Consider the following 13,226-nt stretch of genomic DNA (forward strand, 5'->3'; position numbering starts at 1 on the left):
AATTGGGGGAGAAGATGAAACAAGGTTCTAACAGAAGGCTTGCCAATGTGAAGACGAGAACAGAGACCGGATTTGACTATGTCAAGTCCATGATGGATCTGAACACGCCTTTCGGCAAGACACAACTGAAGGAAGCCGCGCCTTACTTCCCCGGGGAAGAGGAGGAACTGCGTCAGGAACTGGACCGGATCCAGTATATGGTGGAGTTCGTCCGCGCAGACGGACGTCTGGTGGGGAAATTGCAGGAGACCTTCATGATGATGAAGGATATCTCTTTCTCGCTGGCGCGCAGTCAGAAGGACACCCTGTCCGTGGTGGAACTGTTCGAGGTCAAGTCCCTGTTGCTGGAGATGCGGCAGGTGAGCACGCTTTGTGCGGGGTCGGAGAAGCCGGTGCCGGAGGAGTACATTCTGGAGGACACCACTGACATCCTGGACGAGCTGGATCCCCGGAAGGACAGACTGAACACCTTCTACATCTACGATGACTTTTCGGAGACGCTTGCACAGCTGCGGAAACGTAAACATGCTTGCGAGGTGGCGATCCGCAAGGCTCAGAAGAAAAGAAAAGAACAGATCAGGCAGGAGTATGGGATCGTGCTGACGCCCAAGTTCGACGTGATCATTCCCAAGAATGGGCCGGAACTTGAGAAGGCCAGGGAGATTGAGGATCTGGAGCAGATCGGCGAGGACTACAATTCCGTCACCTTCGAGCTGCAGAAGACCGAGGCGGTCTACGAGCATGCGAAGGAGATGGACGAGGTAATCGCCCTCATCGAAGATGAGGAACTTCGGATTCGGGGGATCCTGTCGAAGAAGGTGGCAGCGGCCAGCGAGAAGATGATGCGTAACTGCGACCGCATCGGCGCACTGGATCTGGCACTTGCCAAGGCCATCTATGCGGATAAGCATCACTGTGTCCGGCCGGAGATCTGTGAAGAACATGTGATAGAGTTTGAGAACGGAAGAAATCTTCAGGTGGAGGATATCCTCCACTCCAAGGGGAAAGAGTACTGCCCTGTTAGTCTGAAGCTGGCGGACGGGGTCACGTGCATCACCGGCGCCAACATGGGTGGAAAGACGGTGAGCCTCAAGCTGGCTGGGATGATTCCTATCCTGGCACAGTACGGGTTCTTTGTCCCCGCTGATAACGCAAGGATCGGTCTGTCTAACTACATGCAGATCCTGATCGGCGACAGCCAGTCGGTAGAGCGCGGATTGTCCAGCTTCGGGAGTGAGATGGAAGAACTGAAAGAGATCATCGATCGCAGCCAGGACAGATCGCTGTTCCTGATCGATGAGATCGCCAGCGGCACCAATCCCGTGGAAGGGCTGGCTCTTACCAAGAGCATCATCGATTTTCTGAAAGGGAAGACCTTCATCACTCTGATGACCACTCATTTTGATGCGGTCACCGAAGAGAAGGATGTGGTCAATATGCAGGTCCGGGGTCTGGCCGATGCCAATTTCCGGAAGCTGGACAGCGAACTGCATCTGGCCAACAGAAGAGAAAGGATCAACATCATCTCCAAATACATGGATTACAGACTGTATACCGTGACGGAGAACAGAGAGATCCCCAAGGATGCCCTGAACATAGCTAAAATGCTCGGCCTTAATGACGAGATCATCGAGGGAGCCAAGAAATATCTTAAATAACAAGGAGAGAGCAGGATGAAAAGCAAACTTAACATCGATCCTAAGATGGTTGCCAGCGCGCGTCAGCACGCTGCAAACATCGCTAAGGACATGCAGGAGTTCATCGATGCACATACTACGGTAAGTACAGAGAGAACGATTCTGCGACTGCTGGGAGTTGATGGCATCGATGATGTCGAAACACCGCTTCCCAATGTCGTGGTAGAGCAGATCCAGGCAGCTGGTGGCCTCCCGAGAGGAACCGCTTACTGGATGGGCAACGCCATGATCCAGACAGGTCTGAATCCGCAGGAAATCGCGGAGAAGATGGCTGCCGGCGAGTTGGAGATCACCAAGCTGCCGACTGCTCCTGTAGAGGAAGCGAAGGAGGCGATCATGCCGCTGGTGCATGAGTCCCTCAAGAAAATCCGTCAGCAGACCAAGAAAAGAGAAGAATATCTTGCTACCATCGGAGAGGGTGACAAGCCCTATCTGTATGTAATCGTAGCTACCGGTAACATCTACGAGGATGTGGTTCAGGCGAAGGCCGCTGCCAGACAGGGTGCGGACATCATCGCCGTCATCAGAACCACCGCGCAGTCCCTGCTGGACTACGTACCTTATGGACCGACCACAGAAGGATTTGGTGGTACTTACGCTACCCAAGAGAACTTCCGCATCATGAGAAAGGCCTTGGACGAGGTAGGCGAGGAAGTTGGCAGATACATCCGTCTGTGCAACTACTCCTCCGGCATGTGCATGCCTGAGATCGCTGCAATGGGCGCGCTGGAGAGACTGGACGTCATGCTGAATGATGCTATCTACGGCATCCTGTTCAGAGACATCAACATGCAGAGAACCATCGTCGACCAGTATATGAGCCGTGTCATCATCGGTTACTGCGGCATCATCTTCAACTCCGGCGAGGATAACTACCTGACTACAGATGATGCTTACGAAGCAGCCCACACCGTGACCGCTTCCCAGTTCATCAACGAGCAGTTCGCTGTTCTGGCCAACATTCAGGAGTGGCAGATGGGTCTGGGACACGCCTTTGAGATGGATCCTGCCATGGAAGACGGATTCCTGTATGAACTTGCTCAGGCACAGATGGCCAAGGAAATCTTCCCCAACGCCAGCCTGAAGTACATGCCGCCGACCAAGTTCATGACCGGAAACATTTTCCGCGGACACATCCAGGATGCGTTGTTCAACCTGGTCGCCATCTGGACCGGACAGTCCCTGCAGTTGCTGGGAATGCTGACCGAGGCGATCCTCACACCGCATATGCACGACAGATATCTGTCCATTGAGAATGCACAGTACATCTTCAACAACGCGAAACACATCGGTGACGAAGTCGAATTCAAGAAAGACGGAATCATCCAGAAGAGAGCACAGCTCGTTCTTGAGAAAGCAGACGCACTGCTGGCAGAGATCGAGAAGGATGGCCTGTTCTCAACGATCGAGCAGGGCAAGTTCGGAGGAGTCAAGAGACCTAAGGATGGTGGACACGGTCTGGAAGGCGTCTGCACAAAGGACGATCAGTACTTCAACCCATTCATCCCACTGATGAAAGAAGGTGCAGAATAATGGCAGATAAGAATTGCGCAACAGCAGTCGCTCAGGTCGATCTGACCAAGGTTAAGCCTTACGGCGATACGCTCAACGATGGATATATGGAAATGGCATTCACTCTTCCCGTTCCTTACGGTGAGGAAGCGGAGGAGGCCGCCAAGCAGTATGTTACCAAGATGGGCATCGAGGAACCGAACGTCACCTATTACCATGAGCTTTGTCCGGGATACACCTTCTTCGTGGTCTATGGAAAGTGTGTCCACACCGTGGACTACACTTCCATCAAGGTCAAGAAGGTAGATGTCGAGGTGCTGGACAGAGTGGAGTGCGGTAACTGGATTGCCGAGAACGTCGGCAGAGACATCGTCGTCGTCGGCGCATCCATCGAGTCCGACGCCCACACCGTAGGCATCGATGCTATCATCCAGATGAAGGGCTTCCACGGCCACTTCGGTCTGGAGAGATTCAAGAACGTGGTCGCTTACAACATGGGTTCCCAGGTTCCCTGCGAGCAGCTGCTGGCCAAAGCCAGAGAAGTGAACGCAGACGCGATCCTGGTTTCCCAGACTGTTACCCAGAAGGACATCCATATCAAGCAGCTCACACAGATGATCGAGCTGGTGGAAGCAGAGGGTCTGAGAGACAAGCTCATCTGCACCTGTGGCGGTCCGCGTATCTCCCACGAGCTGGCACAGGAGCTGGGTTACGACGCAGGTTTCGGCCCTGGCAAGTATGCTGAGCACGTCATGAGTTACATCATGGAGGAAGTGGTCAAGAAGGGTTGGCAGGATAAGCCGAACATCGAGGACCGCTAGTCTCTCCTTACAGTAAGAAAAACGACCGGTGGCGTCGGTGTTTAGAACTGACGCCCCGGTGGGCATATTTTGACTTGATAATTCTTTGACAACGGGGCTGTCTCGTACTATAATGAACGATAGGTCGCAGTCTATGCGACTGGCAATCGTTACGGTTTTTATTGGAAGAATTATCAAATGTTCAGAAAGATATCGAACGGATGCGTCCACCTGGTGAATCGGTTCTTACCGGATCTCTTCATCTTCTGCATCATCCTGACGGTCATCGTATTCCTGGCGGCCATGCCGGCCACCGGTTCAGGTCCCATCGACATTGTCAACGCATGGGGCGAGGGCGCCTGGAATCTGTTGGCCTTCTCCATGCAGATGGCACTGGTGCTTGTGCTGGGCAGTGCTCTGGCTAACGCCCCTGCCGTGAAGAGGCTGATCGCCCGGATCGCATCCATCGCTAAGAGTCCTGTTCAGGGAATCGTAGTCGTGACCTTCTTCTCCCTGATCGCATGCTGGGTCAACTGGGGCTTCGGTCTGGTTGTAGGTGCGATCCTGGCCAAGGAGATTGCCAGACAGGTCAAGGGCATCGACTACCGTCTGCTGATCGCATCTGCCTATTCAGGCTTTGTGATCTGGCATGCGGGATTTTCAGGATCCATCCCTCGATCATCGCGCTGGCGGGCCTGGTCTATCTGGTCTACTATTTCATCACAGCAGGATTCAACCTGTCCCTGAACATCGTCAACTTCATCTTCCTGATCCTGGGGATCATTTTCCACAAGACCCCGATCAGTTACGTGAGGGCGGTGCAGGAGGCATCTGGTGGAGCCGCAGGGATCATCCTGCAGTTCCCCTTCTACGCAGGGATCATGGGAATGATGGTGTTCGCACCGGAAGGTAGTACATCCCTGGCGGCGGCCAGTGGTTAGTGCAAGGCCCAATCATGATGCCGGCCGGACTTCATCTGGGCGTATCCCCGGCTATCACCGGAATGGCGATCGCATGGGGCGATGCCTGGACCAATATGATCCAGCCATTCTGGGCATTGCCTGCTCTGGGAATCGCAGGGCTCTCCGCAAGGGACATCATGGGCTACTGCCTGATCACCCTGTTCTTTGTGGGTATCGTTGTTTGTGGAGGATTCATCATTGTTGGCATGCTGTAACAGCAGAGAGGATCCTTGCATATATATGTAAGTTAATTTATTAAAAGAAAGGTGATTAATATGATTGACAAAGTAATAACTGCCGATGAAGCAGTTGCAGGCGTTGAAGACGGTATGACTATAATGGTCGGCGGCTTCCTGGCGACCGGTTCACCTGAGATCCTGATGGATGCACTGGTAAGAAAAGGCGTCAAGCATCTGACCGTGATCGGAAACGACGGCGGACTGGCTGAGGGTCAGCCGGCTAACGGCCCCGGAAAGACTGCGAGAGGAATCGGCAAGTTGCTGGAAAACCACATGGTTGACCACATCATCGCTTCCCATCTGGGCGTTAACCCGAGACTGAACGAGCAGTTCGCAGATGGTTCCCTGAAGTACACACTGGTTCCCCAGGGAACACTGGCAGAGAAGATCAGAGCAGCCAACTATGGTCTGGGCGGCGTTCTGACACCGGTTGGTGTAGGAACTCCGATGGAGACCGAGCTGGATGAGCTGGGCAGAGAGAAGATCACGATCGAGATCGATGGTGTCAAGTATCTGCTGGAGAGACCTCTCCACGCCGACTATGCGTTCTGCAGAGCTTCTATCTGCGACAGATTTGGTAACTTCATGAGTGCCAAGGCTACCAAGAACTTCAACTACGTCATGGCTGGCGCAGCTGATCACGTAGTGGTTGCTACTGAGAAACTGGTGGAGATCGGCGAAGTCGATCCGGATACCTTCGAAGTAGCTGGTGTACTTGTAGATAACGTTGTGGAAGGAGAACCAAAATGGCAGATATAAAAGCAAGAATTGCTAAGAGAGTAGCAAAAGAACTGCACGATGGAGACGTGGTGAACCTGGGAATTGGTCTTCCGACCATGGTTCCGCAGTTCATAGATGAGGACATCGTTGTAACCCTGCACTCCGAGAACGGATTCGCAGGACTGGACGAGACCGTACAGGATCCGGCTGAGATCGATGTAGACATCATCGATTCCGGCGGAATGTATGTAAAGACTCTGCCGAGAGTCAAGTACTTTGACACAGCAGACAGCTTTGGGATCATCCGTGGTCACCACGTAGATGCTACCGTCCTGGGCGCCATGCAGGTTGCCGAGAACGGTGACCTGGCCAACTGGATCATCCCGGGCAAGAAGGTTGCCGGCATGGGCGGCGCTATGGATCTGGTGGTAGGTGCCAAGAAGGTGATCATCGCCATGACTCACACCCAGAAGGGCAACCACAAGATCCTGGAGAAGTGCACACTGCCTCTGACTGCAGAGAAGTGTGTCGACATGATCATCACTGAGATGGGTGTTATGGAGGTCACTCCGGAAGGCATCCTGGTTACCGAGATGCATCCTGACTTCACCAAGGAAGAGATGCAGGAAGCCACTGGCTGCAAGCTGATCTTCGCCGACGACATGAAGGTTATGGAGGATTAATCCCCATTTGCGAAGCACAAAATATTCAGCCCCTCGTTTCGAGGGGCTGTTTACGTTGCCTGCATATCCATTTTCTGCTATAATTAAATGATAAGTATAATTGCGAGTACTGCGATATGGAGAATAGAACGAGATGTTTTGAGGTTATGAGAAGGGATGGACGTCGTGTCCAAGAATCGAAAGCCACTTAAAAGAAGCATACTGATCGGCATTGTGGTATTTGTGGTTGCGCTGTGTGTAGCCATCGGTTGTTACCAGTATCTTCAATACAATCAGATGCTACACGAGAAGTACCGGGTCCATATCGAGAACGTCCTGAATTACACGGAAGCCTGCATTGATGTAGATGACATGGAGAAGTGTATAAAATCCGGCAGGGAATCTGCAATTTTTAAATTGCTACAGAAGAATCTGGACCGGATCAAGGATTACATGGAAGTTGATTACATCTATGTCATCGAACCACTGAACACTAACAAGATCGATAATATCCGAAATGTCATCGCCGGAGTTAGTAAGGAGGAGGATCAGGATAAGATGGAGCAACCGGTGTATCTGAATATGCTCACCGGGGACTCCTACAGTCCGAAGGAGGCAAAGAAATACCTGGATGCCTATCGCCGCGGCAAACTCACCTTCTTTGAGAATGTCACCGAAAGGGGGCACGATTACACTGGCATGAAGACAGACCTGGAGAAAGAGCCAGAACCCTTCGCCATAATCATCATGGATGTGAACAACCTGAAGCTTGTAAATGACACTTACGGCCACGAGAAAGGAGATATTTACCTGATCCGGTGCTGCAGCCTGATCTGTGAAGTTTTCCGCCACTCGCCTGTCTTCCGTATCGGCGGCGATGAATTTGCAGTGGTGCTTCGGGGTCTCGATTATCGGAACAGGGTCGCGTTGATCGAGCAGGCCCGGCAGAAATACAGAAAGAACGCAGGTGATGAAAGTTTGGATCCGTGGGAACGTACTTCGGCAGCTCTCGGAATGGCGGAGTATGACTCTGCCCATCCGACCACCATCGAGGAGGTGGCGAACTTAGCGGATCAGATCATGTATAAAGAAAAGGAGTATAGACGGTAGCGCGATGGAGGACAATCGTTTCCAGGTGCTGGACGGCGGTCTTGCCCGTTGTCCATCAGCACAATACAGAGAGATTCATTCCTGTTGGGTCACCAATACTCGTCTCATGGGGGTATTGGTAGTTTGTGTGCGGTGGAAGAATGTGAGTGTAGAGGAGAACGACCTGTTCCATTTCTTTTACTTCGACTACGAGGAATACGGACTTGATCGTTTTGAATCATTCGCAGGTGAAGACCGAACGGAACTGGCGGAACTTGAGAGCGATCTTATCGGTGGTCTTGGAGGACGCAAGGTAGCGCTGCGGATGCGAGAAGCCGTGTCCCTCATCCAGGGCTTTGTGCGGCACAACCTCCAGAAACATATCGCATTGCCAGGAGAAGCGGAGGAATACCGCTTCTATCAGTATATGGAGGGGTCGCTGACGGCAGAAGAGGAGGAGATCCTGTGGCGGAAGACCTGTGTGCAGCTGGAATCTGAGAACGGACTGGCCAACTACTTCCTCATGCGTTGTTTTGGACGTGATTTTGACGGGGCGGCACTGCTTGCGGAGGAAGGGGTAGAGTTAGATCTCTTTCCGGAATTTCCAGCAGGGACATTCTACCGCAATCGAGTGATCCTGTCGGTGACCCGAAATGGTTGTCAGTGCAGGTCCATCGTGGAAGCAGGGGGTACTCACTTTCTGGTTGTGACAGAGTTGGACTTTCGGAATCTGCGGATCAGCGGGTACAGGAGAGTATCGCTCATGGCTTTGTCGCCGGAAGAGGTGTACATGAACCTGTCTCACGATGAGTTCGTAACGGTGTATCAGTTTGATGGCGGTCCGGCGGATTTCGGGCGTGAGAGCATCGCGCCGGCAAGGAACGCGGTCATCAGCGAGGAGCACGGTGGTCGAACGTTTATGCTCTACCAGCCGGATAACAGTCATGTGGAGAAAAGCTCTTATCAACTGCAGGATGATCTGTTGGGTGTGATCCATGTGGGGAACGGACAGTTGCTGGCCAGTGCTCAGACGCTGCGGAATATCCATAAGCTGGAGATCGCGCTGCATACATCGGAGATATTCTGGCGCATGCATCATGTGGGATCGTTCCAGTTTCTGGAGCCGGTGCTGATGCGTTTTCTTGATAGCCGATTCGAGGATTTCATGGAATTTCTGGAGGCCATAAAAATCGAATAAAAAGGATCGTGGCCCGGTTTTATGTCAACTGGTGTTCGCAGATTTGCAAACGATTTTCAACATGGCCCGCTTCCCATTATTTCGCCAATTATGGGGTTTTTCCACAGGGGTTTTCAGAATCGTATACAATTTTATTCATGCTGAGGTGTTGATAACTTGGAAGGTCGTAGATGTTGAAATTGCAATATTATCAGCGCCATTTCAGATTTGTCAAGAGGTAGTTATCCACAATTTTTGTGAAGAACAAAGCATTATTTTGGAGAACGGAGAAAACATGACGGCGAACAGACTTTTTCAGAGCGATTTTTACTTGAAAAATGCAGAAGGAAATGTATTATCACTTTACGAGGATAAAGACAGGATCAGGGTCATTCTCGATCAGACGATCTTCTTTCCTACCGGGGGAGGGCAGAGCTGCGATCGGGGGACACTGACAGTTGGAGAGCAGTCCTGGGACGTGATCGATGTCTATGAAGAGGGGGAGGAGATCATCCACGTGCTTCAGGGCGCTGCGGATGGTCTTGCAGAGGGGGCTCATGTTTCTATGGAGATACTTTGGTCCCACCGATTTGATAACATGCAGCGCCACCTGGGGGAGCACATCCTGTCCGGGGCCTTCTATCGCCTCTTCGGCGGACATAACAAGGGTTTCCACATGGGGGAGGATTACATTACCATCGACATTGCCTTCGACGAAGAGGCAGACTGCCACAAGGTCACCTGGGAGATGGCTATGGCGGCGGAAGCCGATGCCAATCGGGTGATCACAGACAATGTACCGGTGCATGTGGACTATTTCGCCTCCAGAGCAGAGGCGGAGAAGTACCCTCTTCGCAAACCGCTTGCTTTCGATGAGGATATCTCTATCGTGACGGTAGGGGACCCTGCGGATCCGGAGGACTGCGTGGCTTGCTGTGGCACCCACCCTGCCCGTACCGGTGAGGTTGGGCTTCTGAAAATCTACAAGATCGAGCCCAACAAGGGGATGTCCCGCATCTATTTTGAGGCAGGCGGCAGGGCTCTGGCGCATTACCGTCAGCAGTTCGACACTCTGTACGAGCTGTCCACCAGACTGTCGGCGGGAACGGAGGACGTTCTTCAGAAGTTCGAGGTCTTCGAGCAGAAAGCGGAGAAGACCCATGCGGAACTGGCAGCGCTGCGCAGTCGGTTGCTGGAGGAAGAGGCGGAGCGACTGGCGTCGCATATGGAACCAGGTCTGGTAGCCCACTACCAGGAGTTCTCTGTGGATGATCTGTTCAACCTGGGCAAGAAGCTTGCGGGAAGGATCACGGGCGTCATCGCCCTGGTCTGCGAACCGGTCAATACGGTGGTGCTGCTCTCTGGTGGTACACCGGCCTGTGGGGCGCTTGTGAAGGAGCACGCGGCAGCCTTCGGAGGGAAGGGCGGCGGACGGCCGGACTCGGCCCGGGCATTCTTCCCGGACAAAGACAGTCTGGAGGATTTTTTGGAAAAGACCCTTAAGCAGGGTTGACAAGCAACGTATAGACGGTATAATTGAATAAGAAATCCTTATTAAGAGTGGTTGAGGGAATAGGCCCTATGACGCCCGGCAACCTGGCTTTGTGGTAGACGCGATCTGCGGATCCGGCGGCGCAGCGAGCCAAGGTGCTACATCCTACAGGACGCGCAGCGCCCTGAAAGATGAGGAAGATCGTAAATCGTACGAGACGGCCTTCCCATTGGGAAGGTTTTTTTACACAAGTAGGAGGTAATAAATGAAGAGACTTTTTACATCCGAGTCTGTGACCGAGGGGCATCCGGATAAGGTGTGCGACCAGATCTCAGATGCGATTCTGGACGCTATTCTGGAACAGGATCCCAATGGCCGCGTAGCATGCGAGACCACCACGACCACGGGATATGCCATGGTCATGGGTGAGATCAGTACCAATTGTTATGTGGACATCCCAAAGGTGGTCAGAGGAGTCATCGATGACATCGGGTATAACAATGCGGAATACGGGTTCGATGCCAAGACCTGCGCCGTACTCAGCGCCATCGACGAGCAGTCCGGTGACATCGCTATGGGTGTCAACGACGCGCTGGAACATAAGGAAGGCAGTATGAACGACGCTATCGAGGCCATCGGTGCCGGTGACCAGGGTATGATGTTCGGCTACGCCTGCACTGAGACGCCGGAGTACATGCCGATGCCGATCGCGCTGGCACACAAGCTGACCTATCAGTTGGCCAAGGTACGGAAGGATGGCACTCTGCGCTATCTGCGCCCGGACGGCAAGAGCCAGGTGACAGTGGAATACGATGGTGACAAGGTCAAGCGTGTGGATACCGTGCTGATCTCCACACAGCATGATCCCGATGTCACACAGGAGCAGATCCGCAGAGACATGATCGAGTACGTGATTCGGCCGATCGTTCCTCAGGAGCTTCTGGATGAGAACACGAAATACTTTGTGAACCCCACCGGAAGGTTCGTCATCGGTGGTCCTCACGGGGATTCTGGACTCACCGGCCGCAAGATCATCGTGGACACCTACGGTGGATATGCGCACCACGGCGGCGGCGCTTTCTCCGGGAAGGATCCAACCAAGGTAGACCGTTCTGCGACATACGCTGCCAGATACGTTGCAAAGAATCTGGTAGCTGCGGGCTTTGCTACCAAACTGGAGATCCAGCTGGCCTATGCCATCGGTGTGGCGAAACCTGTTTCTGTTATGGTAGATACCTTCGGTACAGGCGTCATGGACGACGACAAAATCGCTGAGATCGTGAACCGTCATTTCGACCTGCGCCCGGCAGCTATCATCCGGGATCTGGACCTGCGTCGCCCGATCTACAGAAAGACGGCAGCTTACGGCCACTTCGGAAGAACCGACGTAGACTTCACATGGGAACATCTTGACAAGGTAGAGGAACTGAAGAAGGAGTTATAAAGCATGCATTTTAAACCTGAAGAAATACTGAAGACGGAGAGCCATCTGGGCCAGATCGGTCTGGTCGCAACGGAGGGCGCCAAGGAACTGGTGGATCGTGTAGACGAGTACTTGCGCGGATGGGCCGGCACACAGGAGTCGTTCATTGTTGACAGCGGATGCCCTCGATTTTCCTCTGGCGATGCCAAGGGGATTCTGAACGAGACCGTCAGAGGACGGGATCTATACGTATTTGTGGACGTGGGCAACTACGGATGCACCTACGATCTGTTCGGATACAGCAACCATATGTCACCAGATGATCATTATCAGGATCTGAAGAGGATCATCCAGGCGGTGGGGGGGAAGGCGCACCGCATCAGTGTCATCATGCCGATCCTCTACGGTGGACGTCAGCACAAGCGTAGCTTCCGGGAGTCCCTGGATGCCGCCTGCATGCTTCAGGAACTGCAGGCAATGGGCGTAGCCAACCTGTATTGCTTTGATGCGCACCAGTCTATGGTGCAGAACGCGGTGCCGCTGATGGGGTTTGATAACATCATGCCGTATTACCAGGTGCTGAAGACCCTGAAGAAGGACTTTCCGGATATAGTCTGTGACAAGGACCATTTCATGATGGTCTCTCCGGACGAGGGAGCCATGCACCGGAACATGTACTACTCTTCCGTACTGGGAGTGGATCTGGGAATGTTTTACAAGCGTCGTGACTACACAACCATCGTCAACGGCCACAATCCCATCGTGGCTCACGAGTACCTGGGCGCTTCCGTGGAAGGGAAGTCTGTGTTCATCACCGATGACATCATCTCCTCCGGCGAGTCCATGCTGGAAGTGGGGAGAGAACTGAAACGCCGCGGTGCCGCAGACATCTACTGTTACGCTACTTACGGACTCTTCACCGGTGGGCTGAAGGACTTCGACAAAGCCTATGCAGACGGCATGATCAAGGGTGTGCTGGCCTCCAATCTGACGTACCGGACCAGAGACCTGCAGGAGCGTGAGTGGTTCCATGAGGTGGATTGTTCCAAGTACACCGCCTACCTGATCGCGGCTGTCAATCATGACGTTTCCGTCAGCAACATCATCGATCCGAAAGACAAGGTAGAGGCACTGCTGGAGAAATAAAACATATGGTTTATGGATATTCTGCCGGGTTTGATGCCGAAATATCCACTTTTCCAGGCCATACACAGAAATGCATGTTTTTCCGAAACCCCGGAGGGCATGAATCTGCGAGAATATAATAGATTTGGTTGCATATGTCAGAGATTTTCAGGGATCTCTGGCATATTTTGTATATCTAGGCGAATTGCAGGCGGCTTCTGCACAGACAAAGCCCGACGAGGCCCGGATGAAGCCCAGCCAAAGCCTGGCCTTATGGATAATTTGGCCGTGGATGGGGGGAATATCCACGCGAACAATTTGCTGAAAA

The 13,226-nt window shown here is 52.9% G+C and carries 10 protein-coding genes, 1 pseudogene and 1 riboswitch; all 11 genes and pseudogenes read left to right on the top strand.

Features of this window, described 5'->3' with window-relative positions:
- The first annotated feature begins 47 nt into the window (after window positions 1-47).
- The gene (locus P156_RS0109290; RefSeq protein WP_185752197.1) at window positions 48-1,658 is read left to right on the top strand and encodes a hypothetical protein; all 1,611 of its coding nucleotides are present in this window, start codon (window positions 48-50) and stop codon (window positions 1,656-1,658) included.
- 15 nt (window positions 1,659-1,673) lie between these two features.
- Window positions 1,674-3,230 (top strand): lysine 5,6-aminomutase subunit alpha, encoded by a 1,557-nt coding sequence (locus P156_RS0109295; RefSeq protein WP_027869869.1) that lies wholly within the window; start codon window positions 1,674-1,676, stop codon window positions 3,228-3,230.
- Window positions 3,230-4,030, top strand: a complete 801-nt coding sequence (locus tag P156_RS0109300; protein WP_027869870.1) for an OAM dimerization domain-containing protein — start codon at window positions 3,230-3,232, stop codon at window positions 4,028-4,030. Before P156_RS0109295 ends, P156_RS0109300 begins: the two co-directional genes overlap by 1 nt.
- Before the next feature lie 177 nt (window positions 4,031-4,207).
- Window positions 4,208-5,186, top strand: a pseudogene (locus P156_RS12325) (short-chain fatty acid transporter).
- Between the two features lie 60 nt (window positions 5,187-5,246).
- Window positions 5,247-5,969 (top strand): CoA transferase subunit A, encoded by a 723-nt coding sequence (locus P156_RS0109310; RefSeq protein WP_034802494.1) that lies wholly within the window; start codon window positions 5,247-5,249, stop codon window positions 5,967-5,969.
- The gene (locus P156_RS0109315) at window positions 5,957-6,613 is read left to right on the top strand and encodes a 3-oxoacid CoA-transferase subunit B (protein ID WP_027869872.1); all 657 of its coding nucleotides are present in this window, start codon (window positions 5,957-5,959) and stop codon (window positions 6,611-6,613) included. Before P156_RS0109310 ends, P156_RS0109315 begins: the two co-directional genes overlap by 13 nt.
- Before the next feature lie 213 nt (window positions 6,614-6,826).
- On the top strand, window positions 6,827-7,702 hold the full coding sequence (locus P156_RS0109320; protein ID WP_185752198.1) for a GGDEF domain-containing protein: 876 nt from the start codon (window positions 6,827-6,829) through the stop codon (window positions 7,700-7,702).
- A gap of 4 nt (window positions 7,703-7,706) precedes the next feature.
- Complete coding sequence (locus P156_RS0109325; protein WP_027869874.1) at window positions 7,707-8,879, top strand: hypothetical protein; 1,173 nt, start codon at window positions 7,707-7,709, stop codon at window positions 8,877-8,879.
- A gap of 274 nt (window positions 8,880-9,153) precedes the next feature.
- Window positions 9,154-10,371: an alanyl-tRNA editing protein gene (locus P156_RS0109330; protein WP_027869875.1), complete on the top strand. Its 1,218-nt coding sequence runs from the start codon at window positions 9,154-9,156 to the stop codon at window positions 10,369-10,371.
- A 35-nt stretch (window positions 10,372-10,406) separates the two neighbouring features.
- Window positions 10,407-10,548: riboswitch (SAM riboswitch) on the top strand.
- Between the two features lie 67 nt (window positions 10,549-10,615).
- A complete protein-coding gene (metK, locus tag P156_RS0109335) occupies window positions 10,616-11,794 on the top strand; it encodes a methionine adenosyltransferase (RefSeq protein ID WP_027869876.1) in 1,179 nt (392 codons plus the stop codon).
- 3 nt (window positions 11,795-11,797) lie between these two features.
- Complete coding sequence (locus P156_RS0109340) at window positions 11,798-12,919, top strand: ribose-phosphate pyrophosphokinase (RefSeq protein WP_027869877.1); 1,122 nt, start codon at window positions 11,798-11,800, stop codon at window positions 12,917-12,919.
- The last annotated feature ends 307 nt before the right edge of the window (window positions 12,920-13,226 follow it).

Origin of the sequence: Eubacterium sp. AB3007, from assembly GCF_000688015.1 — a bacterium.
GTDB lineage: Bacteria > Bacillota > Clostridia > Peptostreptococcales > Anaerovoracaceae > Aminicella.